Origin of the sequence: Streptomyces sp. TLI_171 (genome assembly GCF_003610255.1) — a bacterium.
Taxonomy (GTDB): domain Bacteria; phylum Actinomycetota; class Actinomycetes; order Streptomycetales; family Streptomycetaceae; genus Kitasatospora.
Genome location: NZ_RAPS01000003.1, coordinates 1 through 26,804, shown reverse-complemented (window position 1 = coordinate 26,804; position 26,804 = coordinate 1). Strand labels below are relative to the sequence as shown.

Below are 26,804 nucleotides of genomic sequence, written 5' to 3'. Positions count from 1 at the left end.
TGCTGTTCGGCTTCCCCCACCGCCCTGTGCCGCACCTGGAGCCAATGACCGCGCGCCTCGTTTCCCGGGTCAGTGACTGCGCTAACCGCCCACCGTCAGCGCCGAAAAGCCATGCACAGAGGTCGTGTCATTTGGCACGGCAGTCCCTCTCGGCGTTCTCCTGAAGAGCACGGATCTCCATGGCCGTCGTCCGGCTGAGCCGCTCGGCGGCGGAGCGGAGCTCGGCCTCCCAGACGCGGAAGGCCTCCGGCTGCTCGTCCGCGATGTAGTCGACGTAGTACTCGTCACCTACAGCCTGGAAAAACTCGTGCTCCGTCCTGGTCTGTGCGGCCGTCAGGCCCTGCCAGACCCTCCCCGCCACCTCGCCGGGGGCACTCGCCCCCGCCGCGAGCTGGCCGGCCAGGTGGTGGAGAAGGCAGCGGTCAGCGGCCTCCGCGTCGGGCACAGAGCTGCCGAGCTCGTGCACAGCTCGTCGGAACAGTGCTGCAAGCTCCGCGGTGTCTTCGCGCCTACCCCGCCCGGCCAGGTCGCGCAGAGCGGGCGAATCCATGCCAGCGGTCAGCAACTGGGCCGCCTGCATCGGCAGCTCCTCGGGCTGGACGATGCCGACGACGTACTGCCACGCGACCGCGAACAACTGATCCATGTCGGAATCCTGCCAAATGCCGAGTCTGTGCACGACCGCTTTCCACGCCGGCGCTAGAGCGGTCGCGGCGGCGCTTCCAGCGCCGGGGCCTTCATCGAGTGATGGATGGCTCAGGGGATGTCAAGGTCCACACCGGCGAGCTCCGGCATCGCCCGGAGGAAGTCCGGAACGCTCGCGAGGTCGCCCGCGCGCTGTTCATAGACAGAGATCCTGCGTGCGCAGTCAGCTGTCAGGTCGTTGATCCGGTGCCGCAGATCGGCACGCGAGGCCACCGTGATCGAGTTGTAGTAGTCGAAGTCCGAACCGATCGTCAGGTCCACCAACACCCCTTCCTCCTCCAGGACATCGGCGAGCGTCGGGGGAGTCGGGCCGCTCAATGCGCTCACCAGGCGCTGGAGACGCTCCGGTCCGGGGGCGACTGCGAAGACCGTGGTTTCCGACCAGGCGTCGAAGATCACCGCCTGCAGGGCAGACACCAGGTCACGGGGCGTGGACAGCCGGAACAAGCCCGCTCGACGGGCGTCGTCCGGCTCCGCCCCGAATGGTTTTGCCGTACGGCCGGGTACGGAGCCCTTGTTCCGTGCGGCGGCGGTGGGTGCTGTGGCGTCGACCTCGTACTCCCAGCTCACCATCACGGGCTTCTGCTTCAGGAGGTGCTCGGCTTCGTCGCGGTAGTAGGTCGGGATCGCGTAGCGGTCCAGGCCGGCGGTCAGTCGCCACGCCAGGCCCGTATAGACGGCGACTTCCTCCGTGTTGCAGTTGTTCACGGCCCACTCGGTGAACGGCGTCTCCTCTTCGGGCCAGTGCTGACAGAGGCCGGGCCAGTGCCGAGTGACTGCGCGGTCATCGCCCGGGAGGTAGTGGAAGAGGCGGACGCCGTCTGAAGTGGAGTCGTCGAAGCGGATCGGATGCACCGGGTCAACCTAGCCCTGGGCAACTCGGTGGTGCCCGTGATTTCGTGTCCGCGCGGCCCGGGGCCTTGGCCTCAGCGTCGGCGACCACGTTATGCCCCTCTCGTCTGTTCCTGCTGGCTTGCCTGAGCAGCCGACCGGCGGGACTGGGGCGCGGAGTTGTTTCCGGCCGCTGACCCGCGGCGTCCCTGTTGACTGCCCTGCGGTGTGATCGCTTCGGATTGTCGGTGCGGGGCGGGAAGATGGGGCCCATGACGCACCCCGTTGTTGCCGCTGACCTGGCTTCTTCTGCTGACTATGCCGCTGCGGTGGCGTCTGCCGTCGCGGCGTCCGCGGCTTACTACACCGACGGCAGCTCGCCGCTGGGCGACGACGAGTACGACGCGCTGGTGCGCGCGATCGAGGCGTGGGAGCAGGCGCACCCGCAGGATGTGCTGGCCGAGTCACCGACGGGGAAGGTCGCCGGCGGGGCGGTTCAGGGCGATGTGCCGCACTCGGTACCGATGCTGTCGCTGGACAACGTCTTCTCGGCGGAGGAACTCGCCGACTGGGCTGCGGGGTTGGAACGCCGCCTGGGCCGTGCCCCGGCCGGTTGGTGCGTGGAGCCGAAGCTGGACGGCCTCGCGGTCGCGGCCCGCTACCGGGCCGGCGTGCTGCAGCAGGTCCTGACCCGCGGTGACGGCTTGGCGGGGGAGGACATCACGCACGCCGCCGACGCCGTCCTCGGCCTCCCGGGCCGGCTCGCCGAGCCGGTCGACGTCGAGCTGCGCGGGGAGGTCCTGCTGACCACCGCCCAGTTCGAGGAGGCCAACCGGATCCGCCTCGCCCACGACGCCGCGCCGTTCGCCCACCCGCGCAGCGGCGCGGCCGGCACTCTGCGCGCCAAGGACCGCCCCTACCGGATCGAGCTGACGTTCTTCGCCTACAGCGCGATCGGCCTCGACCCCGACCTCGGCCACACCGCGCTGCTGGAGCGCTTGGCCGCGCTCGGCGTGAACACCGCGGCGACGACGGCCGCCGCACCGCGCCGCTGCGAGACGGTCGAGCAGGTACAGCAGCGGATCGCGGAGATCACCGGGCTGCGCGCCGAACTGCCGTTCGGGATCGACGGCGTGGTGGTGAAGGCGGACGACGCGGCCGACCAGCAGCAGGCCGGCTCCGGCTCCCGTGCGCCTCGCTGGGCCGTTGCGCGGAAGTTGGCCGCCGAGCACAAGGTCACCCGCTTGCTCGACGTCGAGTGGGCGGTGGGCCGCACCGGCATCATCGCGCCGCGCGCCGTCCTCGAGCCGGTCGTGATCGACGGCGTCACCGTCACCTACGCCACCCTCCACAACCCCGCCGACATCGAACGGCGCGGCCTGATGCTCGGCGACCAGGTCTTTGTCTACCGCGCCGGCGACGTCATCCCCCGCGTGGAGGCACCCCTCGTCGACCAGCGCACCGGCAACGAGACCCCCATCGCCTTTCCCGAGGTGTGCCCGCGCTGCGGCGATCAGGTCGACCGCACCGAGCAGCGCTGGCGCTGCGCCCGGGGGCGCAACTGCCAGGCCGTCGCGTCGATCATCTACGCCGCGGGCCGGGACCAGCTCGACATCGAGGGCCTCGGCTCGACGCGCGCGGTGCAGCTGGTCGAGGCCGGGCTGGTCGCCGACATCGCCGACCTGTTCACCCTGACCCGGGAGCAGCTGCTGGGCCTGGAGCGGATGGGGGAGACCAGCGCCGACAACCTCCTCGCCGCGATCGAGGTCGCCCGTGGCGCCGCACTGGGCCGGGTCGTGTGCGCGCTCGGCGTGCGCGGCACCGGCCGCACGATGTCACGGCGGATCGCCGCGCACTTCGGATCGATGGCCGCGCTCCGCGCCGCCGACACCGACACCCTGGCCGAGGTCGACGGCATCGGGACCGAGAAGGCCCGACTCATCGCCGCCGAACTCGCCGAACTCGCCCCGCTGCTCGACAAGCTGACCGCCCAGCAGGTCGGCGTCCAGGTCGAGGAGCCCCAGCGGGCCGCGGCCGCCACAGAAGCGGCAGCCGACGGCGGTGCCGTGGGCCCGCTGGCGGGCGAGGCCGTGGTGGTGACGGGCTCAATGACCGGACAGCTGGCCGCGCTGTCGCGCAACGAGATGAACGAGCTGATCGAACGCGCCAGCGGCAAGGCCTCCTCCTCCGTGTCCAAGCGCACCACCCTCCTGGTCGCGGGCGAGAAGGCCGGCTCCAAGCGCACCAAGGCCGAGGAACTCGGCATCCGCATCCTCACCCCCGAGGAGTTCGCCGACCTGGTCGCCGACCACCTGCCCCAGACCTGACAGACCATCACCGGCCGGGCCGGGCGCGGCTCGAACGCGAGCAGACTCCATCCGAGACGGAGGAAGCTGTGACGGCGGACCTAGTGGGTCTTCTGGAAGAGGCGGCGACTCGTTTCGTGATCGCCCTGCGCATGAACGAGGGGTTCGACAAGGGCGCCCTGCAGGAGCTGCACGAGGCGATCGACCGTTGCGGGAAGGCCTGGAGGGAATCGGACCAGGTGCCGAAGCGTGGCGCGTTGATCCTCGCCGAGCTCTTTCCGGCGATCGACGCGTGCGCGTGGCTGTACGAAGGGGAGATGCGTCAGCGGATCGTGGAGGCGGGCGTTCTGGTGTCTGAGCGGGTGACCGTCGCTCTGGACTGAACGACCTTACCCCTCGGGACGCCAAGGTGGCCGGCGTGGCGGGGAGTCGGCGGGCCGGGCTCGGAGAACTGCACAGCATCCGAAGTCCGGGTCGAGGGTGCCGCACCCGCTAGGGGTGCGCCACCCTCCTTGGGCGCCGCGCTGGAAGTCGCGGTGGTGCCCGGTCCCTTGTTCCATGGTGTAGCCACGACGCCAGGGGTTCGGGTTCCGGCCAGTAGCCGGAACCAGCGCTGGGTGCAGCGTGGCACCGATCTGTCGGGCCGGGCAACGTCACGCGCAGGAACGCGCATCAATTCCGGCGTTTCCCTCGAACATCAGGCCCCTGCCCTGCGGTTTCTTGAGGGCGCGCGCAGGCGTTCGAGCGCCGGACGGGCCTTTGCCGTGTACGCCTGCGCATCAAAGCGCCCCACCGTACGGCAACAGATTGTAGTGGCCGGGTCACTGGTGCGAGGATCACACCGGCCCGGCGGCCAAGGGACTGGAAGCCCTCGCCGGGCCGTGGTGTAGCCCGCAACGCCAGGCGCGTCCGGAAACCCCGGACGTGCCTGGCACCGAACGACCCCAGGAGGTCTTCCCCATGCACCCCCACCCCGCCCGCCGACGCATCCCGGCCCCCCACCGCCCCGGCCCCGTCTCCACCCGCCCGGCCGCCGTCATCGTCGTCGTGGTTCTGCTCCTGACGGCCCTGCTCGCCACCGACCTGCCCGCCGCCGACGCCGCGGAGATCGCCACCGCCCTCGCCGCCGCGGCCTGCCGGATCGTCACCACCCAGCGCAGGCCCGCCCCCACCCGCACCGCCCGGAGCTGACCCGCACCGATGGGACGGCGTGAGAACGCCGTCGCCGCGGGCACCAGGCAGTCCGAGGCGCTCGCTACCTGGCTGCGCCAGCAGCGCGAGCGCCTCGGCACGCCCAGCTACAAGGCGATGGCCAAGGACAGCAACCTCCACCCCACGGTCCTCTCCCGGGCCGCCAGCGGACGCACCGTCCCCTCCTGGCCCGTGGTCGAGGCCTACGCCACCCTCTGCGGCGCCGACCTCTCCGAGGCCCGCCGCCTGTGGTCGAAAGCCCGCTACGAGCAGGAAAGACGCCGCCGACACGAACGCACCAGCCTCGCCTCACCGGCTTTCAAGGACAAGGTCCGCGCCCTCCACGAAGCCGAAGCCGTCCACCCCCAAGTCATCGTCGACTTCGACGCCCTGTGCCAAGCCATGATCGAAGCCCGCGCCCGCGCCGGCCAACCCTCCCTCGCCGAACTCCAGCAACGCGCCGGCCGCACCCCCGACGGCCGCGCCAACCGTCTGCCCGCCAGCAGCCTCAGCGCCATTCTGCGCCGCCGCCTCCCACCCCGGCGCGACCACGTCACCGCCTTCACCCAGGCCCTGCACCTGAAGCCAGCAGCGGTCGCCGACTGGGAAGCTGCCTGGGACCGCGCCATGGACCGCACCCGCCGCGCCGGCCGGCGCGCCGCCGCCCGCACACGATCGGCGCCGCCCCCGCCGCCCGACACCCCGCCCACGAGCGACCCCGCGCCACCCACCGCCCCCACCAACCCGCCCGCCCCCGACCGCGCCGACCCCCTGCTGTTCCTCGCCGCCGCACACCCCGCCACCCTCGACCTGCTCCCCACCCCGGAACTGCGCCGCGAGGACATGGAGTTCATCCGCTCCCACACCATCGCCCGCCCCTCGGCGCGCTACGACGTCCTGCGAGGCCTGCTCGGACCCGAAACCGCACATCCGCCTGCCGGCCGCACCCGGGCCGGCCTGCCGATCCGCGTGCCCAAGCGCTACCAGCGGACCGCGCCAGTCAACCCCTACTACCTCCCGGGCGACGCCGGCACGAGCGGCTGGTTCAACACCGCCATCGCCCGCGTCCGCGACATCGTCGGCCTGGAGCCGTCCCCCGCGACCACCTCGCCCGCAGCCGCCAGAGCCGTCCTCCTCGGCAGGCACTGACAGCGGCCCACAGTCCGCATCCGGGCGCGCCGACGCCGATCCCAGGACCTGGCGCCGCCATGCTCACGTCGCACAGCTCCCCGAGCCCTCCCTCCTCGCACGCACCTGCGGACCGGTGACTTCCGTCAACTCCGCGAGACATGCGGTGTGTTCGGCAGGCGTGCGCAGATCGACGGCCCTACTGCTCAACCGCCCGGCCACTCCGGGTCGAACGTCGCCGTGCCCGAGTTCGCGAACTCGAGCACGGCGTGCGGCACCCGTCACCTCAGCTCAGGGGGCCGAGCCGGTGATCCTGCCGGGACACGCACCCTCCCCACATCGTCCGAAGGAGCGCGCGGATAGCATCCGCCGGTGACTCCCACCGCGCTGCAGCAGCTCCTCGTCGACCATCTCCCGTCCGTGCCCGGTATCGAGGCGGCCGTGCCCTGGCCGGGCCGTCCGTGCGGTGTGGCGGTCACGGCGACGGGGGCGGGCACGGTGTTCTGGACGATCACCGGAGCCTCGAACACCGCACCGGCGGCCGAGGCGGGCGAACGCCTGGCCGAGCAGCCGGCCCCCGACCTGCCGGGCGGGACGGCAGCGACGGCGGAGATCGAGCAGGCCCTGCTGACGGCGCTGCAGAAGGCGGACAGCGACCGGCACTTCGTACGCGCCCGCCGCTACAGCACCCAGACTGTCGTGCCGGCCGTCGGCTACGGCGCGACGGTGGACTGTACGGACGGCTGGCGCCTGTTCCTCGCGTGCGTTCTCTAGGGCAGGCGCGCGTTGCGTGACGAAACCAGGCGAATCGACGCAGCTCAGCGGCGGTGCTGAGGACGCTATCGGCTGCAACAGGTGTTGCGCCATCCCACGCAGGAGTGACGGGGTCTGGCTGGCTGTAACGGCGATAATCGCCCGCGTCGAACGGCGTACGCTCGTTACCCTGCCGCTTGTGCCCAACACCGCAAGCCCCGCCGACACCATGTTCGAGCGCCTCTTGTGCTGCATCTGCGGCCAGAGCACCGCCGACTCCGATGACTATGTACTCCTTGGGATCAGCGCCCCGGCGTTCCAACCGAGCAGTGGCTCGGCGCCCACGCGGAACACCTCAACGGCGTCCTCGCCCGCGGTTTCTCGGTCGAGGTGCACAAGATGTGAGCCCGGGGCGTGACAGCCCCGGGCTGTCACGCGAGGCCTCGCGTGGCTGATCATGATCGCAGAGCGCCGAACCGACACGGGGACAGATATCGCAACTAGTCACACTGGCAGCCCGCTGGTGAGGCCGTGCGAAGTCGGCGTCAGAGCCCCGTGAGACAGTCAGGCCCGGAACCACAGGGGCATGGCAGGAGGAGCGTGCAGATGTTGCCGGAGATCGTCGGACGCGACGAGTTCGCCGCTCTGATCATCAGGACCGATTACACGGACGAGGCGGCCTGGAGGGCGGTGGTGGAGGAGGTTTCGCGGCCGTGGGGGATGGACGGGGAGTATGACGCCGAGATTCACCTGGTCGACGATCCGGTGTGGACCGGAGCGACAGCCGAGGCTGTGGTCACCGCGGTGATGCGGGACGAGTATCTCAGCGTGGTCTTCGTCGCCGACGACGTCACGATGAAGTCTGCTCGGCACGCCCTGCTCGTCCTCGACCCCGTCCACGAGGACGAGGACGAGGACCTTGACCCCATGTACTACCAGGAGCTGATCGACTCCCCGCCGGCCCGCGAGTTCCGTGCCACTCCTGCCGCCGTGCATGAGGTGCACGCGAATCTGTCGATTGCGAACATGGACTTTCAGGAGTTCGCCGCGGCCGCGCTCGCCGACCCTGACGGCGTGCTCCGTCCCGTTGACCTCAGAACTCGTAACACGATCTTGGAGACAGCGGTGGAGCAAGGCGAAGGCCCGCCCGGTGACGCAGCCAGGGTGTGAAGACCGCGGATGCCCGCCCAGGGTCTCCGACTGCCCAGGGGTGTCAGTGGGCCGTGTTCTACAGTGGCCGCCGTGTCCGAGAATCCGTGGTTCTGCCCTCCCCGCTACTACCACTGGTACAGGTTCGGCCCTGGCGAGCTCGCCTTCCTGTCCGAACTTCGGAAGTGCACCGCCTTCTGGATCATCCCGGAGACCCACAGCGAGGTGCTGCGCAACGAGGACGAAGCGGCCCTGGTTGCCGTCGCCCAGGTCAGCGACCCGGAGAGCGGAACCGGGCTGGCCACCTTCGGGGTACACATGGCCGGCCCCACGGTCCGCGGCGACCTGGTCAGTGGTCACTCCTACGCGATGTACTACCTCCCGGACGAGCCGACGAGCCTGGCTATGGAGGCGACCGGCAACTCCCGGGTGCTCGCCGAAGCAGCGGCCGCGTGGTTCGAGGCCGTCCTGCAAAAACCCGTCGTCAGATACGAGTGGGACCACGACGGCCAGGTGTACGCGCGACTGTACGAGTTCGCCGACACCGGCCAGGGGCTGGTCGAGATGTACAACCGCAACCTTGCCCCGCACGAGGTGACGGAATCCCTGCTCACCTACAACCACGAGGCCAACCGCTCCTGGGTCGACGTGGGCGAGCTGGGCCGATTCGTCGACCCCACCCGCACCGTACAGGTCTGGGGCCGCCCACTCGCATGACGGCAGCGTACCTGGCTCTGCACTTTCACGAGTACGCCGACACGGGTGGCCAGAGTCCTTCGCTGGTCAGCTGGCATGAGGGGTGTCGGTGGTGAGTTGCATGATGGCCGACGTGACGAACCTGCATCCCGATCAAATCCCGGGCTACGAGAGCGGCCCTCTAGCTCATCGCCCCGAGCTTCTCGACGACCCGTTGTTCTGGCCCGGGCACCTCTATTCCTGCGCGACGAGCGAGGACACCGAGGAGCTCTTGCTCGGCGCCGACTCCGACGCGGCGCTGGCCTTCCACAACCGGATGCTCGCCCCTCCGGGCTGGCCCGTCTTCACCGTCCCGGTCAACGAGGGCTGCCAGCTACGCGTCGTCTACCGCAACCTCAAAGACGACGCGGGCACCGACTACCTTCTGCACCACCCGGACTGGGAGCGCGCGGAGCTGCTCGCAAGCGACGACGGCCATTTCATGGGCCCTGCCCTGTCCTGGCCCGAGCTGACAGCGGCAGCGGACAACGGTCTGGCAGGCGGATCCACCACCGACCCCCATGCCCGCCTGCTGCTCCTGCTGCCTGCGTTCGGGGACGCTGCTGTCCCGGCCGGGGCGGTGGAGCGACTGGCAGCTGCGCTTCGTGCCCGCACCGCGATCGATGACCCTGACCGCCTCGCGGCGGCCCTGTTGAAAGAACAGGGGCAGTGCGGTCCGGTGCACTGGACCGCGGAGTCCGGCCGTCAGGTCAACGACGGCGACCTCTCGTACCGCAACCCGGCCAACGACTTCGCTCTGCCGACTGACCGGCTCGCCCTGGTGACGGCGGCGCTCGCCATCTGAGTAGCACCCGGGCCAACCGCTGTGGCGCTCCGGGACGTAGGCCACGGGTCGCCGGATCTGGTCAGGGCTATGACCTGCGGACCGGGCCAGGCAGCATGAGGTGTGCCGGTTGCAGATCGGCTCGGACACGGACGAGTCGGGGCCGATGTCGGTAGCGGCCGAACTCGGGGCGGGCCTGGTCGACGAGGATCTCCACGACGACGTCCGGCTCCACGGGCAGGTAGGCGACGGGCGGTGCGCCCGGGAGGCCTCCGACGGTGCCGGGCAGTTCGGCGACTCGGCCGTCGCCGGCGGGGCGCAGCAGTGGGGCGAGTTCGGCGCGCTGGGCGGGGGTGAGGGGGAGGCTGACGCCGACCGTGCGCAGTCGGCCCGCAGGGTCGGGCTGGGCGAGGACGGCGGCTTGGCGGTTGGCGTCACTGACGGTGATCCCGACGACGACGGCATCCACGGGATGGCGCTCCCGCCACTTCCGCCATCGACTCCCGTATCTGGACAGATAGGGTGATTCTTTGGGTTTGAGGACCAGTCCCTCGACCGCGCCGCCGACCGCGCCCACCCAGCCCGTCGCCTCGTCCAGGTCCGTCGTGGAGGGCAGAGGCCAGATCGCGCGGGGGCCGCCGTCGAGGAGTTCGGCGAGCCGGCCGAGCCGGCTGGTCAGCGGCTCCCGCCGAAGGTCCTGCTCACCCGCCGCGAGGGCGTCGAACGCCGCGAACTGGACGGTGAAGTCCGCGCCGGACCGCGGGCCCTTCCCGGCGCGGGTCTGCAGCCGGGAGAACAAGACCTCCCCGGTTGCGGTGACCGCGAGGAGCTCGCCGTCCAGCACCCCGACCGGCAACTTCTCGGCCTCCGCGGCGACGTCCGCGAAGGGACGGGTGAGGTCGGTGCCGTGCCGGCTCCAGATCCTGGCGCTCGGCCCAGTGCGCACGATCGCTCTCCACCCGTCCCACTTGGCCTGCGCGATTTCGCCGTGGAGCTGCTCTGGCAGGGCCTCGATCGGAGCGGCGAGCGCCACCTCGATCGGCAACGGGAACGGGGTCACACCCGGCTCATACCCACCCCCGTGCCGGTGACCTGCGGTAACGACCGTCCTGGCGGACAAGGCGGTGCGTCGGCCGCAGGTTCCGGCACCGGTGCCGGTGCGCCGCGGTGCGGTGTCGGCTGCGGACCGTACGCTCCCGCCATGACTTCCACGCACGATCCGGCCGACGACGCCGGCCAGCCCGGCGAGCGGCACGCGCCTCTGCCGCCTGCGCAGGTGGAGGACCTGGTCGAGCGCGCTGTCGAGGCGGTCGTCTCGACGCCGTCCGCGGACACGGTGCTTGCCCTGGTCGACGACCTCGACCGGGGCGCTGCCCTGTGGGACGGTGCCCAGGTGCTGCTGGGCCCGATGGCGGCGCGCCCGCTGCCCGGCCTCGGGGAGCAGGAGGCCGTGGTTCGGCTGCACCGGCTCGCGGACACCGTCGACGCGGTGTCGAGCCTCACCTACTCCCTGTGGGCGGAGTTCAGGGAGCACGGCGCGGCGGCGGCCCGGGCAGTCTGGGACGTGGCGCCGCTCAAGGTCCGCCGCGGCGCGGCCGCGCAGATGCTCATCGTCTACTGCCAGACGATCGGCGGCGACGCCGGCACCCTCGCCCCGCGCGACACGGTCCGGCTGATCGGCGCCACCGTGCCCGTGACCTGGTGACACCGCCCCGGCACAGGACCCGAGGCTGTAGCGGCAGTGTGATCGAAATGTGGGGGAGTTCCGTCGAAGTGGGTGACAGCGGGGCGTGATCGGGTCTACGGTCGCCTGCACACGACCCATCGGCATCACGGGGAGGCGGCCACCATGCGGATGGACGAGGGCAGTCGGGCGGGCTCGGCGGACCGGGGCCTGACCGACATCCACTGGGGAGGCGCACTCCCGTCCGCGGGGGACGTCTACTGGGCTACCCGGGTGAGCGGCACCTACTGGGGCAACTGACCGTGGAGGGGCACCCGGCGGGAAGCGGCGGCCCCGACGGCGCTGGCCCGGCCCGGAACTGACCGCCTCTCACCTGACCGCCCCGGCGCGGGCTCCCACACACCCCGCCGGGGCATTCCGGGCCGGTGCAGCAGCAACCGGCCCATCCGGCCCCGGAGCGGCGGCGCGCATCCCCCTGTTACGCCGCCGCTCCGGAGCCGGCCAATCCCACCGAGCACCGGCAACGGCCGGTGCCGCCGAGCTGGACGACACCGGCCCGGCCCGCGGGACGGAAAACAGGGTGCAGAGCGGCACCGCGGCGGAGCAGCATGGCGGCCATCGCTGATCCGCCCCTGTGAGAGGTTCGACGCATGACGCAGCAGGAGCCGGCCGCCGCCGGAGCCGTGGAGACCGCTGTCGAGGGCTGGTACGCCAAGCGGATCGGGACGCTGCGGATGCTCGCCGCCGGGATCCCGCAACGCCTCGCGGAGCTGCTGACGCCGCAGCTCGAACGCCTGGAGTCGGAACTGGAGGACTGGCGGCAGGGGGCGCGGCTGCCGGACGACGTCGTCCTCGAGCTCTACCTGAACACCTTCGACCCGGAGCACCCCGAGGACGACTCACGGCCACTCACCGACACCGCGGCGCAGCACGAACGACGGGCCCGGCTGGAGTTGCGCCGGGGGCTGGAGGCGCTGGGGTACGGCCTGGAGCCGGACCCCGACGCCCCGCCCGCCGCGCGGGCGCCGCGGTGGCCGACGCTGCCGCTCCGTCCGCTCGGCCCCGACCCGGAATCCGATCTGCTGCGCGCCGAGCACCACGTGATGACGCAGTACCGCCTGGCCATCCGCGCTGCTCTGACGGCGGCGGACCTCGAACCCCTCTACGAGGAGCAGGAACACCTGTACTTTCCCTTCGCGTCCCGGGGCCAGGACCCGCCCGCCGACGGCGTTCCGCTGGCGGCTGCGGCCCCGAACTCGACGGGCTGGCACGGGGACGGCGTGGAACTGTCCTGGGTGGACAACGACTGGCCCAAGCGCGGGAGGGGCTGGAACTACGGCGCTCTCGACGTTTCGTGGGGAGCGGGCTGGGACTCGTACGAGCCGCTGCCGCTACCGCCGTTCGCCCACCCCGACGACATCGTCGACGTCGTGCGTCAGCTCCTCGCGGACGACTGCGACATCGCTCCCCGCACCCGGGAATGGGAGCACGCCGATGCGCTGAACCTGCTCTGGGAGCGGATCGTGGCCCCAAAAATAGGCCTACCAGGACCGCGTCGGCCCGTCACCCTGGCCAGGTCATTGAGCCCCGCCCCCGGAGCCGCCCGCTGACGGCTGATCAGCGACGCGCCGGCACCGGGCCAGACCGACGTCGAGCGCGGCGTCGATCAACGCGAGGAAACGGGCCAGGTCACGGCCGAGGCCCTCGATCGCGGCGAGCGGCGCGCTGGCGGCGGCCGCCCCGATCGCGGCGAGCGCCACCAACTCCCGCGGCCGAAGAACGAGAGCAGGCTCCGACGGCGGGCTCCAGGTGAGGCTGTACGCCGACACCGCGTGCCGCAGCTCCTCACCCAACTCCTCATCGCGCTGCGCCACCAGTTCGCGGGTCAGCACTCGCTCCACCGCCTCCGCGTATGCCTCCAGGCGCCGCCGGTGTTCCGTGTGGGTCTGCCGGGCTGCCAGGGAGCGGATCCAGAGGGCGGCCCGCAGGCCGGTGCCGGCGGCGTCCGCGACGGCAGTCCGGTCGCTGTCGTCCATCCCGTCGTCGCCCGGTCCGGTATCGAGCACGGGCAGGTGAGTGATCGTCATACCCGCTCAACCGAGTCCGCTCCGGACCGGTTACTGCCCGCAGGCCCGCTTCGTGTTCGAGCGCGGCGCGCCGTGTGTGAGCGTCAGAGGTCGGTGCGCATCAGGAGGAGGTCGAGGACGGGCCCGTCGAGTCCGGCGGTGTACGGGCCGGCGTATTCGTAGCCGAGGTGGTTGTAGAGGCGGCGGGCCGGGCTGTCTCCGGGCAATGCGAGCAGCGAGACCCAGCGGGTGTGCAGCGCGGTGACGAGTGCGGCGTGGATGCTGGTGCCGACTCCTTGGCCGTGCCAGCCGGCGCGGACGGCGAGTTCGCAGATCCCGGCGAGGGAGTCGGTGTCGCGGGCGTCGGGGGTGATGTGGGGGTGGAGGTCGCCGAACCAGTACGCGGGGGTGCAGCGGAAGCCGTAGCCGAAGCCGACGACCTCGCCGGCGGCGTAGGCGGCGATGAGGGTGAATTCGTCGCGGCGGGCGTGGCCGGTGATCTGGCGGCGCAGGGTCTGTGGGGTGAAGCCGGCCCGGGCGACGTCGTCGTGCCCGGCGTGGGCTTCGGCCCAGATGTCGGTGAGCGTGTCGAGGAGGGTGGCGGCATCGCTGGCGCCGTAGCGCTGCAGGGCGATTGGGGTGGCCGGTGCGGTCATGGTGTCCTTCAGGCTGCTGGGACGGCGGTGCGGTAGGCGTCCAGGAACGTGGCGACGCAGGGCGTGTCCCGGTGGGGGGTCAGGGCGCCGGCGATGGTGCGCAGAGAGCGCAGCAGGCGTGCCGAGCGGACGTCGCTCAGGTGGGCGAGGGTGCGGTGGCCGGCGTCGGTGGCGAAGTCGAGGTTGGGGCGGGGGCGCTGGGCGTGCTGCAGGGCGATGTCTGCGGTGTACAGGGCGCGGTTGCGCAGGTGCCCGTCGGCGAAGAGCATCACGGCCTGCTCGGCGCCAGCGGCGGCCCGGTCGTGCTGGCCGAGGTCGGCGCGGCACAGCGACTCCAGGCCGGCCAGCTCCGCGGGGACGAAGAACCCGAGCCAGTCGGGGTCGGCGTCGTGGGGGCCTTTCTCGTAGAGGCGGTAGGCCCGCACGATGGCGTCCTCGGTGAGGGCTCGGTCGCCCTGCAGTGCCCAGCCGCGGGCCTCACGCATCGCCAGTAGGGCCAGCCAGCGCGGTGATCCGAGTCCGGCGGCGGCGCTCTGGGCCACTCGGGCTGTGCCGACGGCCTCGCGGGGGCGGCCGGTGGCGTGGGCGAGCAGGGACATGCAGGCGAAGGCGTGGGCCTCGAGTCCGGCGTCGTCGGCCTGGCGGGCGCTGGCGAGGGCCTCGGTGTAGAGCGAGCGGGCGTCGGAGGTGCGGCCGGCGTCGAGGGCGAGCCAGCCGGCTGCGACCGAGAGCATGCCGGTGGCGGTGTGGAGTCGGCGGCCCAGGTCGTCGCTGTAGCGCCCATGGGCGAGCCAGGTGTGGGCGGTGTGGAGCGCGGCGGCGGCCTGGCGGCCGAGGTCGGCCGAGCCGTGGTCGCGGTCCTGGACGTACAGCTGCTTCTCGGTCTCGCGCAGCGCCTGGAGGTGGTCCGAGGCCAGGGCCGAGGTGGCGCTGCCCGGGGCGGGGAGGGCTGCAGTGAGCAGGGTCGCCCCGGCGCCGAGGACGAAGGTGCGGCGGATCATGGGGTCGGCTCCTGCCTGGTCCTGTTCGTCGCTCACCGGTCGTCCTGGTCTTGCCCGGTGAGCCGGGGCTTTGAATCCGAGATCGACCGCCCGGCGGCCGGTCACCCGGTGCAGCAGTCGCCGGTACTTGGCGTGGGGCCACGTCGTGACGCCGTCCTCCCAGGTGGCGAAGGTGCGCATGACCAGGTCGACCGGTTCGCCGAACTCGATCGACTTGGCCACCAAGAACTCCACCGCCTCGCTGCGGCTCATGTCCCACTCGACTTCGCGGACCCGGCGGAGACTCCGGTTCGGTACCCCCATGTCGCTGCCCCCCGACGCCTGTTCCAGTAGCTCCTTCATGGCAGACGGTAGCGACCCGAGTACGTGGGGCGACAGTGCCGGGGTGGTAGAAATTCGGATGGCAGCCCCGGTTCTTCATCGGAATTTCCAGTCTTTCTGACATCGCATCAGCTTCCCCTCCGGCGCTTTCCTGGGGCCACGGCCCGACCACCACCGCTCCCGCTCGGCAGGGGCGCCCACACGCTCAACATCGGTCCGGGCCCGCACCTTTCGTCGCGACACCCGAGAGGGGACACCATCGTGATGCCGTACACCTCCCAACTGCCCGATCGCAGACGCTTGCTGACGTCCACCCGCCCCATGCCGGACTTCGAGGTCGTGGGATCGGACGGGCCGTGGCTGCTGCGAGCCGACGGCACCCGGATCTTCGACGGCTCCAGCGGACTGCTGTGCGCCAACGTCGGGCAGAGCAGCCGCAAGGTCCTCGCCCGCATCGAGGAGCAGTTCTCCAAGTTCACCTTCGGCGGCGCGGCCGTCGTCCAGCCCCACCTGCAGCTGGAACTGACGGAGCGCCTGTGCCGGGCCGTCGGCCGCCCCGACGACTCCGTCGCCCTGGTCACCTGCGGCACGCTCGGCGTCGAGGTCGCCATCGCCATGGCCCGCAGCATCGCCCGGGCCCGAGGCGGCAAGACCCGCGCCGACGTCCTCACCTGCGACCTGAGCTACCACGGGATGAGCGCGTTCACCCTCGCCCTGGCCGGCAACCACGCCCGCCGCCCCCGCCCCGACGACGCGATGGGCCTCGGCCCGGCCTTCCCCGCCCCCTACCCGCCGACCCACCCGCACGACGACGGCCAGCCCTGCACCGCGGACTGCGCCGAGGAAGTCGCCAAGGCGATCGACGCCCGCGGCGCGGACAACGTCGCCGCCGTCCTACTGGAGCCGGTCAACGGCACCACCGGCGGCGCCTACATCCCCCCGGACGGATACCTGCGCCGCGTGCAGGAGATCTGCCGCGCCCGGAACGTCCTGGTGATCCACGACGAGGTCCTCACCGGGCTGTGGCGCACCGGCCCGCCGCTGGCCAGCCGGCGCTGGCCCGGCGTCGATCCGGACATCGTCATCCTGTCCAAGGGACTGGGCGCCGGATACACCCCGGTCGCCGCCGTACTGGTGGCACCCCAACTCGCGCCCCTGCTGTGCCACCAGGACGCGGACCCGCTGCCCGCGATGGGCACCATGGCCGCCCACCCGCTCATGGCCGCCGCCTGCCTCGGCGTCCTGGACGAACTGGAAGCCCTCGACCACGCCGCGCTGCGCGCCCGCGGCGAGCGGCTCGGCCAGACCCTGCGCTCCTTGGCCGACCTGCCCGGTGTCCGGGACGTGCGAGGTGTCGGCCACCTGTACGGCGTGGAGCTCGACCCGGGCCTGCTGTGGCCGTTGCTGCGGCAGACCGAGCAGCGCGGGGTGTTCTTCTACCCCTTCACCGGGGCGGGCGATCCGAAGTCCGAGGGGCTGGTCGTCGCCCCGCCGCTGACCTCCACCGACGAGCACCTCGATTTCCTCACCGCCGCGCTCGCCGACGCGGTGTGCGTCCTGAACTGACACCCCGCCGGGGGCACCCCCGGCCGCGAACCCGAGGAGACCACCGTGCTGCTGCCCCACCCCGTACTCGACTCCCTGACCCCCGAACAGTCCGCCGCCTGGCACGAGCACTTCGCGCCGGAGCCGGGCGGGCGCCGCCCCTCCATCGAAGAGGGCATCTGGCGGCGCACCCAGGACCCGCGCAACGCCGAGCAGTCCGGCTGGAGCGAGGACGAGAGCGGCCGGCGCCGCGTCGTCCACTACCGCCTGCACTACGACCTCGACCAGACCCAGCCGATGGACCGCCTGGTGATGGCCGAGCTGTACCTGGCCGTCTCCTGGCTCGCCCCCGCCGCCGAGGTCGCCGCCCACCGCCTCGACCTGGAGCAGTGGCTGGCCGAGGGCCGCTGGAAGGCCGGCGACGACACCGACCCGCGCTGGCGCCGCGGCGACCTGTACGCCACGATCACCGAACACGACGTCCACCCGCAGGACGAGCGGGCCGGACGCGACACCCCACCCGGCTTCCGCTCGATCGACGTCACCATCCACTCCATCGACTACGCCCTGCCCCGGGCCTCCCGGAACCTGCCCTGGGATGTGCTGGCCGGCGGGATGCGCGTCAAGGAACAGCGCGGCACCCCGCAGTACGCCGCCGACCTGTCCGGGCTGCTGGACCACCTCCCGTTCGTGGTGGAAGCCGGCTGCGGCACCAGCATCGAGGCCGGCGTGCAGCCGCTGCACTGGTTGCACGAGGTCTACCGGGTCACCGAGCGCAAGGGCAACGACCTCACCCAGGGCTACCGCTTCACCATGGCCCCCGGCCAGGACACCCTGGTCCAGGAGCTGTTGACGGACACCGAGCGCAAGGTCGACGACATGGTCGCGATGTTCCGCGCCCTGTTCCAGGCCGAGCCGACCGACGCGCACCGCATCCTCAAGGCGCTCTACGACGCGGGCCACGCCGTCGGGCAGATCGCGACCCACAACTTCGACCGCCTGTTCGCCCGGGCCGGGATTCCCGAGGCGTTCATGCGCCGCTACGACCAGCGCACCCCGCACATGCACTACCCGGCCGGCGCCCGCTCCCTGCTGGTGATCGGCCTGCACGCCGACCGGCGCGCGGTCCAGGCCCGCGCCCGCAAGCTCGGCCTGAAGGTGTTCTACCTGGACACCGAGGGCGTCACCGAGAACGGCATCCACAAGGAGTACCTGATCGAGGGCGCCCGCGAGGGCGACGTCATCGTGCGCTCCGAGGCGATCACCGCCCTGCGGCGCCTCGCCGAACTCCTGGAAGTCGAGTGCTGACCGCCCGGCGGGCGACGGCCGCCGACGCCGCCGAGCTCGCCCGCCTGGGCGCCGCCCTCGCCCAGGCCACGGGGCAGTGGACCACCCACCTCAGCGCCTTCCACCGAGACCACGCCGACAACGACGACCACCCCGCGTTCGTCATCGACGGCCCCGACCACCTCATCGCGTGCGCGGCCGCCACCATCACCCGCTCCGTCCCCGGCCCCGACCACCTCGGCGTCTACGCCCACATCCACACCGTCTACACCGAGCCCGCCGCCGGGCGCCGCGGCTGCGCACGCACCGCCGTACAGGCCCTGCTGGACTTCCTCACCGCGCAGGGCTGCGGCCTGATCACCCTTGACGCCAGCGACGACGGAGCACCGCTCTACCGCTCCCTCGGATTCACCCCCAACGAGCGGGCGATGCGCCTGATCCAGGCCCGGCCCGACTCCTGAAACCAGCCTCGCCAACCATGAACAAGTGATCGAACTCCCTTGTGCCGCAAGAGAGTTGAATTTCGCGATACCGTCGGGTGGTGCGCCGGGGACGGCGTGCCACCCGACCAGACAAGGACCCTTCATGCGCGTTTCCGTGATCGGCTGCGGTCACCTCGGCATCCCGCACGCGGCGGCGATGGCCGAACTCGGCCACGAGGTCATCGGCGTGGACGTCGACCAGGCCAAGGTCGACCGCCTCAACGCCGGCGAGTGCCCGATCTACGAGGACGGCCTGCCGGAGCTGCTGACCCGTCACACCGCCAGCGGCCGTCTGCGCTTCACCACCGACATCACCGAAGCCGCCGCCTTCGCCGACCTTCACTTCGTGGGCGTCGGCACCCCGATCGACGCCGACGGCCGCTCCTACGACACCGCCCAGGTCTTCGGCGCGATCCGCCAGCTCGCCCCGCACCTGCAGCGGCCCTGCACCATCGTCGGGAAGTCCACCGTGACCGTGGGCACCACCGCCAAGGTCACCGAACTCGCCCAGCGCCTCGCCCCGGCCGGGGAGGCGGTCGAGGTCGTATGGAACCCCGAGTTCTTGCGCGAGGGCCACGCCGTGGAGGACACCCTGCGCCCCGACCGGCTTATCGCCGGAGTGTGGAACGCCGAGGGCGAGAAGGCCATCCGCGCGGTCTACGCCGGGATCCTCGACACCGGCGTGCCTCTGTTCGTCTGCGACCCGCAGACCGCCGAACTCGCCAAGGGCGCCGCGAACACCTTCCTCGGCCTCAAGATCAGCTACATCAACGCTGTCGCCGACATGTGCGACGCCGCGGGTGCTGACGTCTCCAAGATCGTGGACATCCTCGGCATCGACCCGCGCATCGGCGCCGCCGGCATGCGCCCCGGCATCGGCTACGGCGGCGGCTGCCTCCCCAAGGATGTCCGTGCCTTCACCGCCAGCGCCCGCCAGCTCGGTGCCGACCGGGCCGCCGACCTGCTGCTCGCCGCCGAACGCATCAACGAATACCGCACCGCCACCGCGATGGCCCTCATCACCAGCGCCCTGGGCGGACAGCCGCTCAAGGGCACCCGGGTGACCGTGCTGGGCGCCGCCTTCAAGCCCGGCACCAACGACGTCCGCGAATCCCCGGCTCTCGCCCTCGCCCAGGCGCTGGAACACGCCGGAGCCGTCGTCACCGTCCACGACCCGCAGGCCATCCCCACCGCCATGCAGCGCAATCCCGAACTCGACTACACCGACGACCTGCCCGCCGCCCTCACCGGCGCCGACATCGTCGTCCTGGCCACCGAGTGGCCCGAGTACCGGCAGGCCAACCCGCAAGACCTCGTCGGCCACCCCGCCACCGCGCTGCTCGTCGACTGCCGCACCACCCTGGACCCCGACCCCTGGCGCGCCGCGGGCTGGACCGTCCACCAGCTCGGACGCCTCGGCAAGTAGCGCTCTGCCGCAGTAGGACAGCGGGGCTCCGGAAGCCATCAGCAGGCGGATTCCGGAGCCCCGCCGCGTTACGGCGACCGCGCCTGTCCGCCGAGCACGGCAGCGCAGCATGCTCACTCTTGGCGGGGCCCGCCTGGCTCGCGCGGACGGGCCCCGGCGTCGCCGGGCCTGGTGCGGCCGTGTCGCACCCGCTGCGCCGGCCAGGCCGCGGTCCGGGCCCTGCCACCTGGCCGCCGCCCGACCGGCGCCGGCACGAACACGGTGGCCTGATCCCGCGTCACACCTTCGAGCGGAGTTCTCGCCCGGTCGGGCGGGAACATCCCGGTGGTGACGAACACCGAGCAGAGCAGCCGGTTCCGGTCCGGAACCACCGTGGTGCGGCGCGACGTCCACGCGGGGCGGGTGTGGACAGCCAAGCCACAGCGGGTGATCGCCGACACCGGTCACGCGCTGACCCTGGCCTGCTGGCCAGGAATCGAGAGCCTCGCCCCTACGACCTGGATCGAAGCCCTGCGCACAGGCGACGACAACCTCCGCGAACAGGGCCTGGACCACCTCGCCGCCGGCACCTGGGAGCTCGGCCCCCACCTCTGGGAACGCACCGCAGTCCTGTCGCACTACCTGGCGGGAGAGTGGTTCTCCCTCCACTGCTTCCAGGACGCCGCCACCGGCGACCCGATCAACTGGTACGTCAACTTCGAACTCCCGTACCGCCGCCGCCCGGGCGGGATCGACACCATGGACCTCGCCCTCGACCTGGTCGTCACCCCCGACCTCTCCGGGCATCGCTGGAAGGACCGCCAGGAGTACAGCCGGCTGCGCCGTCTCGGCATGGTCGACGACTTCCTCGCCCGCCAGGTCGACGCCGCGTGCGGCCGCGCCATCCGGATGCTCGACGACCAGGCGGGTCCGTTCGCCGCCGGCTGGCCCGTCTGGGCGCCTGACCCGGCGTGGCCGCTGCCGCTGCTGCCGGACGGGGCCGACCAGGAGGCCGAGCCGCTGGCCCCCTACCGGCTGTAGGGCTGGCGGGCCTTGGGCGTCCAATGGCTCGGCTGGTCAGTCGGCGTCTGTGACGTCGACGGGGCAGGCCTGGCCGCGGTTTCGGTCGAAGGCCGCCCGCGCGCCGTTGGCGGCTTCACGGAGATCGGCGAGGAGTTCGTCCAGTGCGGTGTCGGCGTCCTGGGCGGGGACGAGGCGCTCGGTACGCCACACGTCCGCGCGGTCGTTGCCCTGCGGGTCCCATCGCTCGGTGGAGACGGCGGCGTGCAGGCGCAGCGCATCGTCGTCGAGTACCTGGAAGGCCGCGGACGCGGTGAAGGTGTGGGACTGCTTCGGCAGGTTCTCCACCACGGCCATCCAGCCCCGCTCGAGGTGGATCCGCTCGCCCGGGACGCCGGGGGCGCGGTGGCGCATCGCCGGGGGCACCGCCTCGATCCGCATGTAGGCGGCCACTTCGGTCTTCGGCCACGCGTCGAGTTCCGCGGCCAGGTCCTTCACGCTGTCCGCGAGCGTATCGGTGAACCCCGCATAGGTCTCCTCCGCCTTTGCCCTGAGCCGGTCGGCTACTTCGTGGGCGTTGCGCAGGGCGGTGAGGCGCTCGGTGAGGGAGCCGGGCCGGTTGGCCGGCGGTACGGGGGCGGCGGCCGGGGTCGTGGCGTTGTGGGGGAACAGGATCAGGTGGCGGTTGTGGTAGCGCAGTTGGTGGACGGGCACGTCCGGGTACTGCTGGAGGATCTCCTCGAGTGCGGCCGTGCGGTTGGGGGAGAAGGCGTCGCCGAGGATCACGCCGGTCAGGGCGCCGCGGATGTCGACGTGGCTGGGGAGGACGGACTGGTTGAGGAGGACTAGGCGGTACTCGGCCTCGTTCGACCAGTCGTGGTGCTTCCGGAAGAAGATCGTGTCCTTGTTGGCTTCGGCGTGGGCGAGCGCGACGGCGTCGATGCCGAACTCCTTGACCTGGCCCCTGTCGATGGGGCGGACGTTTCCGCCGTCGGTGCTGAGGTACTTCACCGGGCCGTGGAAGCGCAGGGCATCGGCTTCGGTGCCGGCCAGGAACGCCTGGACGAGCTTGTCGCGGTCGAACTGGAGGCAGACGCCGGTGTGGGCGGCGCCGTAGTGCGCCCAGAGGGAGAGGTGCGCCCAGCCCCGTAGGGAGTCGCGGGCGAGTACGTGGTCGGGAAGCTCGATGTCCTGGGTGAGGCAGACGACCTTGGTGCGCAGTCGGATGTTGCGGTCGATCTCATCCCAGATGCCATCGACGTCCGGGCCGTCGAAACCCGCCACGTCGTCGAAGTGACTGGACAGCCCAGGGTGGCTGGGACGCGATTCCCACAGGTCGTTGGTCGACTCGAACGGGGAGAGCCGGAGCGTGCCCGTGGCGAGGATGCCGGAGATCGCCGCTTCGGCGCTCGTGTAGTGGAAGAGGCTGCCGGTCACTTTCTTCGCGGCCCGCAGCATCTCCAGTTCGAGGAAGTCCTCTCCCGCCAGGCGCGTCGGCCGGGGGACAGCTCTGTTGTCGGTCGTCACTTGACGTCTCCTTCCGCGGGGCAGGTGTCCCGGCCGGGACGGCAGCGCTGCCTCGCACTCTACACCGGTTAGTGTCATAGTGACGATAAGTATTCCGTTCGACCTGCGGGCTACCCCCGGCGGCACCCAGCCCGGGGTCGAGCGCGCACCGGACCGCGACTTCGGCCACAGCGCCGGCACCGCCGCCCTCGCCGACGCCGCCCTTGCCCGCGCCCGCGGACGCGTCGACCACGGCACCGAGGCCCTGCTGCTCATCACCGCCGCCCGCGCCAACGGCGCGTCCGGCAACCGGGCCGCCGCCGCCAAGCTCATCGTCGCCGCCGGCACCTACCACAGCATGCGCGGCACGACCCTCGCCGACATCGCCAAGACCGTCGCCGCCCAGCACCGCCCGGAAGAAGCCGTCCAGCTGTGGACCCGCAGCCTCGACCTCATGGACGGCGTCGCCTCCCACCGCAACCAGCTGGAACTGCGCACCGTGCAGTCCACCGCCGCGAGCTACGCCCGCCGCGGAATCCGCGGAGCCGCTGCGCTCTCCCAGCGCGCGGCCCGACTCCGAACCACGTAGAGGCTGGCGCGACTGTTGCACGCCCTTCCTTGCGGGCTGAGTGTCAGTGGTCTGCTGACGGGCGGTCACGGCTGGAGGCTCGCCGATCAGGCGGGCCATCGCGGTGCCCCTCACAGCTGGTGCGGGGGGATCACGCGATCCTGCTCAGGATGACGGCGCTGCACTGCCGTTGACGGCGGTTCGTGCAAAGCCGTCTTGTTTGCGTTCGTCCCGGGCCGAGGGGCGAACCCGCCCTCGACTGACCGCCACCACGTTGGTAGGACTTACTCGAAAGACATGGACAGTGTCGCAGGGGAGGCGTAGAGTCCTCCTAGTTCTTCTAGCTAGTTCGATAGACGTGGAGTGTGGGTGTGTTCGTGACGACGGGTCAGGCCGCATCGGCCCTGGAGTGCTCGATCCCCACGGTGAAGAAGCTGATGTCCACCGGTGCGGTGCCCGGCGTTCGCGACACCGGCCGGCAGGTGTTCCCGCTGGCTGCGCTCCAGCAACTGGCCACCCGGCCCGCCGCGGACCTGACCGCGTTCAGCACGGCGGAGGTCGCGGTGCTGCGCGTCGCAGCCCTGGCCCGGATCGAGGAGCCGGGGCGGGAGTGGATCGGCTTCGGCACTGCTCTCGACCAGGACCAGCTGCTGGCCGCGCTGGCGGGCTGGTGGCGGTGCGACCCGGCCCGGGTCGCAGCTGGCGGCGTGCTGCCGGTGACGGTGGCCGGGTTCGTCGTCGCCGTACTGACCGGCCTGAAGGAGTGGGAGTCGGACGGCACGGTCGGCACCACTGCCCGCTACCGCTTCCCGACAGCGCGCCTGGCCGGTTACCTGACTGACCTCACCGCCCCCGCCAACGCCGCCGCCCCCGACGACGCGGGCGATGCCCGCTTGGCCGAGCTGCTGCTCGGCACCCGCCTGCCGTCCGTCTCCAGCGGCCCGATCGCCTACGTCGCCACCCGACCGACCACCAGCACTGACGAGGAGGAGTAGACCCCGATGTCCGACGAGCTGTTCGACTCCGTGGACGCGCTGCTCGCCGCCGTGAGCACCGGACTGCCGGACCCGGCGGAACGCAAGCGGCTGCGCCTGGCGGCCGGGCTGACGCCCGCTCAGATCGCCGCCGCTCTCCGGGTCAACTCCGCCTTGGTGCCGCAGTGGGAGGACGGCAGCGCCGTCCCGGCCCCGGATGTCGCCCCGGCCTACATGCGGCTGCTGGAGGGCCTGGCCGCCCGCTTCCCTGCCCCCGAACAGCCCGCCGCGCCCGCACCCGCCGCCCCGGCCGCTACCGCTGCCCCGGTGCAGGGGGCTGTGCTGGACCAGCATCCGGACGGTTCGCTGGTGACGGGTCCGGCCGCGCCGTGCGTGCAGTGTGGGCAGCCTGCCATCTACCGCGTCCAGGGCCGCCCGATGCACCTCGGCGGCCTGTGCCGCCCCGCCGCTCCGGCTCCCGCCCCCGTCGCCCAGGCCGAGCAGCAGGTTCCCGCGGCCGCCGCCCCGGCCCCGGTCGGCGACGTCCCGGCCGCCCAGGCCGAGCCCGCTCAGGCCGAGCCGGCCCCGGGTGCCCCGGAACCGGCCACAGCTCCGCCGTCCCGGCCTGCACCGTCGACTTCCGCCGCTGCGGCGCGGACCGCTCAGCGTCCGGCCCCGGCCCGCGCCCAGGGGCGCCCGGCCTCTCCCCGCGCCGCCGCCCCGGCCGCCGGGGCCGCTCCGGCGGCCGGCCGCTGGGTGCCGGTGGTCGCGCTGGACGCCGCCGAGGACGGCACCTGGGTGCTGGACGTGCCCGGCTTTCCCGTTCCGGCCGGGCCGAAGCTGGGCGACTGGTTCGCGTGGCTTGGCACCGGGCTGCCGCTGCGCGTCGAGCGCGCCCACCCGCAGGGCCGCGGCGGGGACGGCGCGGTGTGCCTGACCGCCGCCGCCCTCAAGCAGCTCGGCCTGCCCGCCGCCCTGCCCAGCACGGACAAGGCGCTGAACGCGCTGCGGTCGAAGCTGGCGAAGGCCGCCGCCGCCGTGGGCATGGAGGTGAGCGAGAGCGTCGGGCCGGTCTTCCGCGCCTTCCGCCGCGCCGGGTCGGCCGGCGGCCCGAAAACCTCGCTGCAGGTGACCGTCGCACCGTGGCTGGGCCAGGGCGATGCCCGGCAGCAGGCCGTCAGCGCGCTCGCCGCCCCCCTCGCCACCGCCCCCGACGGCACCCGGGACGGGCAGACGTTCGCCCGCCGCTACCGTGCCTTCACCACCGACCTCGGCGTCGCGCCGGGCGCGACCACCGCCTCCACCGCGATGCTGCTCCTGGAAGCGGTCCGGCCCCGGTCTGAGTGGGTGAAGGACGAGGCGACAGGGGAGTGGTCGGCGCACCTGCGCGAGGGCGCCCTCCCGGCCGGGGACCGGTGCGTGCCCATCGCGGCCGGCGCCCGCCACCCGCTCACCCGCGAACTCCTCAGCCAGGGCCAGGCGGTGTGCGAGGAGGAGGACTACAAGTGGTGGGCCCGCCAGCTCACCGACGAGGAGATCGGGCGCTCGTTCGCGGTCGCAGTCGACGTCTGCGCCAGCTACCTGTCCGTCACGGACTCCCTGCCCCTGCCGATCGGCGAGCTGGAGCACGTCGAAAGGCCGACCTGGGGCAAGGGCAAGACCGCGGGCCTGTGGCTGTGCGACTTCACCACGGTCGAGGTGGACGAGCTGCTGCCCCACCCCGCCACCTTCCACGGACGCCCGCCCACCGGGCCCGGCTGGTACGCCACCCCCACCGTCGCCTACATGGCCAGCACGTACGGCTTCGACCCGGCCACCATCACCGAGGCGTACCTGTCCACGCACACCGCGCCGCTGCTCAAGGAGTGGACGACCCGGGTACGGGGCGGCTACAAGCGGGTCTACGCCGACCTCGGCCTCATCGACGGCCAGGGCCCGACCGAGTTCCTCGCCGCGTACGCCGTGCACAAGGAGATCGGCCATGACCTGGTGCGGGCGGACGCCCTGACGCTGGCCAGGCTGTACAAGGACGTCTACAAGGGCGGGATCGGGAAGTGGTCCGACTCCGCCCGCCACCTCGACGACGAGGAGTGGCTGGAGAAGGTCGCCGCGTTCTGGGCCTACCGGCCGGAGATCCGCTTTCACATCGTCGCCGCCGCCCGGATCGCCGCCCACCGCCGCCTGCGCAAGACCTACCTGCTCACCGGCCGGGCCCCGTTCGCGCTGAACCGCGACTCCTACCTCTACGCCGCCGACGCCCCCTCCCCGCTGGAGCTCCTGCCCGTCAACGACGACGGCTCCCCGGTACCCGGCGCGCTGCGCCTGGGCATCGCGCCCGGCAGCCACAAGCACGAGGCGTCCATCCCGCTGCAGAAGGCGGTGGAGGCGATGGAGCGCCGCGAGCACCCCTCCAAGCTCACCCACCACTACGCCACCGACGGCACCCCGGTCAGCACCAGCACCGACACCGACACCGAGAGCACCGACGAGCAGAAGGAAGGTGAGAACTGATGGCCGGCGGATTCCGGGGCCTGTTCGGCAAGGTCCGCGAGACACTGTTCCCCAGCAGGAAAGCCCCCGCGCAGACCACCACCCAGGCCGGACAGGTCCGGGCCCGCAAGTACGGCGGCAACACCAAAGCCATGGCCACCGCCTACGGCGTCACACCCCGCACCGTGCTGCGCTGGGTCGACGGCACCCGCCACCC

Annotated in this window: 27 protein-coding genes; 20 read left to right on the top strand and 7 right to left on the bottom strand. The window is 72.0% G+C overall.

Annotation, left to right across the window (positions count from 1 at the left end; genetic code table 11):
- Positions 1-127: 127 nt before the first annotated feature.
- Entirely contained in the window at positions 128-646 is a 519-nt protein-coding gene (locus BX266_RS37290) for a hypothetical protein (protein WP_143687143.1), read from the bottom strand.
- Between the two features lie 110 nt (positions 647-756).
- Positions 757-1,560 (bottom strand): hypothetical protein, encoded by an 804-nt coding sequence (locus BX266_RS37285; RefSeq protein WP_099908780.1) that lies wholly within the window; start codon positions 1,558-1,560, stop codon positions 757-759.
- A 239-nt stretch (positions 1,561-1,799) separates the two neighbouring features.
- On the opposite strand from BX266_RS37285, the gene ligA reads away from it, so the two are divergent.
- From ligA to BX266_RS37245, 8 genes are all read left to right on the top strand, one after another.
- Positions 1,800-3,863 carry an NAD-dependent DNA ligase LigA gene (ligA, locus tag BX266_RS37280; protein WP_099908779.1) on the top strand — a complete coding sequence of 688 codons (2,064 nt, stop codon included), beginning with the start codon at positions 1,800-1,802 and terminating at the stop codon, positions 3,861-3,863.
- Positions 3,864-3,931: 68 nt separating this feature from the next.
- Entirely contained in the window at positions 3,932-4,225 is a 294-nt protein-coding gene (locus tag BX266_RS37275) for a hypothetical protein (protein WP_099908778.1), read from the top strand.
- A gap of 577 nt (positions 4,226-4,802) precedes the next feature.
- On the top strand, positions 4,803-5,033 hold the full coding sequence (locus tag BX266_RS37270) for a hypothetical protein (RefSeq protein ID WP_099908777.1): 231 nt from the start codon (positions 4,803-4,805) through the stop codon (positions 5,031-5,033).
- A gap of 9 nt (positions 5,034-5,042) precedes the next feature.
- Positions 5,043-6,182 carry a helix-turn-helix transcriptional regulator gene (locus BX266_RS37265; RefSeq protein ID WP_099908776.1) on the top strand — a complete coding sequence of 380 codons (1,140 nt, stop codon included), beginning with the start codon at positions 5,043-5,045 and terminating at the stop codon, positions 6,180-6,182.
- A gap of 351 nt (positions 6,183-6,533) precedes the next feature.
- Positions 6,534-6,935 carry a hypothetical protein gene (locus BX266_RS37260; protein WP_099908775.1) on the top strand — a complete coding sequence of 134 codons (402 nt, stop codon included), beginning with the start codon at positions 6,534-6,536 and terminating at the stop codon, positions 6,933-6,935.
- Between the two features lie 585 nt (positions 6,936-7,520).
- Positions 7,521-8,084 carry a DUF6924 domain-containing protein gene (locus tag BX266_RS37255; RefSeq protein ID WP_180290872.1) on the top strand — a complete coding sequence of 188 codons (564 nt, stop codon included), beginning with the start codon at positions 7,521-7,523 and terminating at the stop codon, positions 8,082-8,084.
- A gap of 72 nt (positions 8,085-8,156) precedes the next feature.
- Positions 8,157-8,780, top strand: a complete 624-nt coding sequence (locus tag BX266_RS37250; protein WP_143687142.1) for a hypothetical protein — start codon at positions 8,157-8,159, stop codon at positions 8,778-8,780.
- A 100-nt stretch (positions 8,781-8,880) separates the two neighbouring features.
- Positions 8,881-9,603, top strand: a complete 723-nt coding sequence (locus BX266_RS37245) for a hypothetical protein (RefSeq protein ID WP_099908773.1) — start codon at positions 8,881-8,883, stop codon at positions 9,601-9,603.
- Between the two features lie 67 nt (positions 9,604-9,670).
- Here the strand turns inward: BX266_RS37245 and BX266_RS37240 are convergent, their stop codons facing one another.
- Positions 9,671-10,642, bottom strand: coding sequence for a hypothetical protein (locus BX266_RS37240; RefSeq protein ID WP_180290871.1), 972 nt, complete (start codon positions 10,640-10,642; stop codon positions 9,671-9,673).
- A gap of 141 nt (positions 10,643-10,783) precedes the next feature.
- Here BX266_RS37240 and BX266_RS37235 point away from each other — a divergent pair, with 141 nt between their 5' ends.
- The 3 genes from BX266_RS37235 to BX266_RS37230 all read left to right on the top strand — a co-directional run bounded on the left by BX266_RS37235 (position 10,784) and on the right by BX266_RS37230 (position 12,876).
- The gene (locus BX266_RS37235; protein ID WP_120314483.1) at positions 10,784-11,287 is read left to right on the top strand and encodes a hypothetical protein; all 504 of its coding nucleotides are present in this window, start codon (positions 10,784-10,786) and stop codon (positions 11,285-11,287) included.
- Between the two features lie 144 nt (positions 11,288-11,431).
- The gene (locus tag BX266_RS40655; protein ID WP_259465239.1) at positions 11,432-11,566 is read left to right on the top strand and encodes a hypothetical protein; all 135 of its coding nucleotides are present in this window, start codon (positions 11,432-11,434) and stop codon (positions 11,564-11,566) included.
- A gap of 350 nt (positions 11,567-11,916) precedes the next feature.
- The gene (locus tag BX266_RS37230) at positions 11,917-12,876 is read left to right on the top strand and encodes a hypothetical protein (RefSeq protein WP_099908770.1); all 960 of its coding nucleotides are present in this window, start codon (positions 11,917-11,919) and stop codon (positions 12,874-12,876) included.
- On the opposite strand, the gene BX266_RS37225 is transcribed toward BX266_RS37230, so the two are convergent.
- From BX266_RS37225 to BX266_RS37215, 3 genes are all read right to left on the bottom strand, one after another.
- Positions 12,844-13,353, bottom strand: a complete 510-nt coding sequence (locus BX266_RS37225) for a hypothetical protein (RefSeq protein WP_099908769.1) — start codon at positions 13,351-13,353, stop codon at positions 12,844-12,846. The two genes, BX266_RS37230 and BX266_RS37225, sit on opposite strands and share 33 nt — an antisense overlap.
- A gap of 83 nt (positions 13,354-13,436) precedes the next feature.
- Positions 13,437-13,988 carry a GNAT family N-acetyltransferase gene (locus tag BX266_RS37220; protein WP_099908768.1) on the bottom strand — a complete coding sequence of 184 codons (552 nt, stop codon included), beginning with the start codon at positions 13,986-13,988 and terminating at the stop codon, positions 13,437-13,439.
- 8 nt (positions 13,989-13,996) lie between these two features.
- Entirely contained in the window at positions 13,997-15,241 is a 1,245-nt protein-coding gene (locus BX266_RS37215) for a hypothetical protein (protein WP_259465238.1), read from the bottom strand.
- Between the two features lie 390 nt (positions 15,242-15,631).
- Between BX266_RS37215 and BX266_RS37210 the strand changes: the two genes are divergently transcribed.
- The 5 genes from BX266_RS37210 (at position 15,632) to BX266_RS37190 (ending at position 21,070) form a co-directional block, all read left to right on the top strand.
- Positions 15,632-16,876, top strand: a complete 1,245-nt coding sequence (locus BX266_RS37210) for an aspartate aminotransferase family protein (RefSeq protein ID WP_180290870.1) — start codon at positions 15,632-15,634, stop codon at positions 16,874-16,876.
- 45 nt (positions 16,877-16,921) lie between these two features.
- Positions 16,922-18,163: a hypothetical protein gene (locus BX266_RS37205; protein WP_099908765.1), complete on the top strand. Its 1,242-nt coding sequence runs from the start codon at positions 16,922-16,924 to the stop codon at positions 18,161-18,163.
- Positions 18,157-18,603: a GNAT family N-acetyltransferase gene (locus tag BX266_RS37200; protein WP_099908764.1), complete on the top strand. Its 447-nt coding sequence runs from the start codon at positions 18,157-18,159 to the stop codon at positions 18,601-18,603. Before BX266_RS37205 ends, BX266_RS37200 begins: the two co-directional genes overlap by 7 nt.
- A gap of 124 nt (positions 18,604-18,727) precedes the next feature.
- Positions 18,728-20,050, top strand: a complete 1,323-nt coding sequence (locus tag BX266_RS37195) for a UDP-glucose/GDP-mannose dehydrogenase family protein (RefSeq protein ID WP_099908763.1) — start codon at positions 18,728-18,730, stop codon at positions 20,048-20,050.
- A 327-nt stretch (positions 20,051-20,377) separates the two neighbouring features.
- Positions 20,378-21,070 (top strand): DUF402 domain-containing protein, encoded by a 693-nt coding sequence (locus BX266_RS37190; RefSeq protein WP_259465237.1) that lies wholly within the window; start codon positions 20,378-20,380, stop codon positions 21,068-21,070.
- A gap of 36 nt (positions 21,071-21,106) precedes the next feature.
- Here BX266_RS37190 and BX266_RS37185 read toward each other — a convergent pair whose 3' ends face one another.
- A complete protein-coding gene (locus BX266_RS37185; protein ID WP_180290869.1) occupies positions 21,107-22,576 on the bottom strand; it encodes a DUF2971 domain-containing protein in 1,470 nt (489 codons plus the stop codon).
- Between the two features lie 79 nt (positions 22,577-22,655).
- On the opposite strand from BX266_RS37185, the gene BX266_RS37180 reads away from it, so the two are divergent.
- The 4 genes from BX266_RS37180 to BX266_RS37165 form a co-directional block, all read left to right on the top strand.
- The gene (locus tag BX266_RS37180; RefSeq protein ID WP_099908761.1) at positions 22,656-23,144 is read left to right on the top strand and encodes a hypothetical protein; all 489 of its coding nucleotides are present in this window, start codon (positions 22,656-22,658) and stop codon (positions 23,142-23,144) included.
- 356 nt (positions 23,145-23,500) lie between these two features.
- Positions 23,501-24,118 carry a DNA-binding protein gene (locus BX266_RS40650; protein ID WP_259465236.1) on the top strand — a complete coding sequence of 206 codons (618 nt, stop codon included), beginning with the start codon at positions 23,501-23,503 and terminating at the stop codon, positions 24,116-24,118.
- Positions 24,119-24,124: 6 nt separating this feature from the next.
- Entirely contained in the window at positions 24,125-26,608 is a 2,484-nt protein-coding gene (locus BX266_RS37170; RefSeq protein WP_099908760.1) for a helix-turn-helix transcriptional regulator, read from the top strand.
- Positions 26,608-26,804, top strand: a 197-nt coding sequence (locus BX266_RS37165; protein ID WP_147437123.1) for a helix-turn-helix domain-containing protein, incomplete at its 3' end; no start/stop codon positions are given. The genes BX266_RS37170 and BX266_RS37165, both read left to right, overlap by 1 nt.

Excerpts from the sequence above, each read along its gene's own strand:
- BX266_RS37265 (WP_099908776.1), top strand. The coding sequence starts at position 5,043 with ATGGGACGGCGTGAGAACGCCGTCGCCGCGGGCACCAGGCAGTCCGAG.
- BX266_RS37170 (WP_099908760.1), top strand. The coding sequence starts at position 24,125 with ATGTCCGACGAGCTGTTCGACTCCGTGGACGCGCTGCTCGCCGCCGTG.
- BX266_RS37195 (WP_099908763.1), top strand. The coding sequence starts at position 18,728 with ATGCGCGTTTCCGTGATCGGCTGCGGTCACCTCGGCATCCCGCACGCG.
- BX266_RS37270 (WP_099908777.1), top strand. The coding sequence starts at position 4,803 with ATGCACCCCCACCCCGCCCGCCGACGCATCCCGGCCCCCCACCGCCCC.
- BX266_RS37215 (WP_259465238.1), bottom strand. The coding sequence starts at position 15,241 with ATGAGCCGCAGCGAGGCGGTGGAGTTCTTGGTGGCCAAGTCGATCGAG.
- BX266_RS37210 (WP_180290870.1), top strand. The coding sequence starts at position 15,632 with ATGCCGGACTTCGAGGTCGTGGGATCGGACGGGCCGTGGCTGCTGCGA.
- ligA (WP_099908779.1), top strand. The coding sequence starts at position 1,800 with ATGGGGCCCATGACGCACCCCGTTGTTGCCGCTGACCTGGCTTCTTCT.
- BX266_RS37220 (WP_099908768.1), bottom strand. The coding sequence starts at position 13,988 with ATGACCGCACCGGCCACCCCAATCGCCCTGCAGCGCTACGGCGCCAGC.
- BX266_RS37255 (WP_180290872.1), top strand. The coding sequence starts at position 7,521 with ATGTTGCCGGAGATCGTCGGACGCGACGAGTTCGCCGCTCTGATCATC.
- BX266_RS37245 (WP_099908773.1), top strand. The coding sequence starts at position 8,881 with ATGATGGCCGACGTGACGAACCTGCATCCCGATCAAATCCCGGGCTAC.
- BX266_RS37290 (WP_143687143.1), bottom strand. The coding sequence starts at position 646 with ATGGATCAGTTGTTCGCGGTCGCGTGGCAGTACGTCGTCGGCATCGTC.
- BX266_RS40655 (WP_259465239.1), top strand. The coding sequence starts at position 11,432 with ATGCGGATGGACGAGGGCAGTCGGGCGGGCTCGGCGGACCGGGGCCTG.
- BX266_RS37230 (WP_099908770.1), top strand. The coding sequence starts at position 11,917 with ATGACGCAGCAGGAGCCGGCCGCCGCCGGAGCCGTGGAGACCGCTGTC.
- BX266_RS37225 (WP_099908769.1), bottom strand. The coding sequence starts at position 13,353 with ATGACGATCACTCACCTGCCCGTGCTCGATACCGGACCGGGCGACGAC.
- BX266_RS37235 (WP_120314483.1), top strand. The coding sequence starts at position 10,784 with ATGACTTCCACGCACGATCCGGCCGACGACGCCGGCCAGCCCGGCGAG.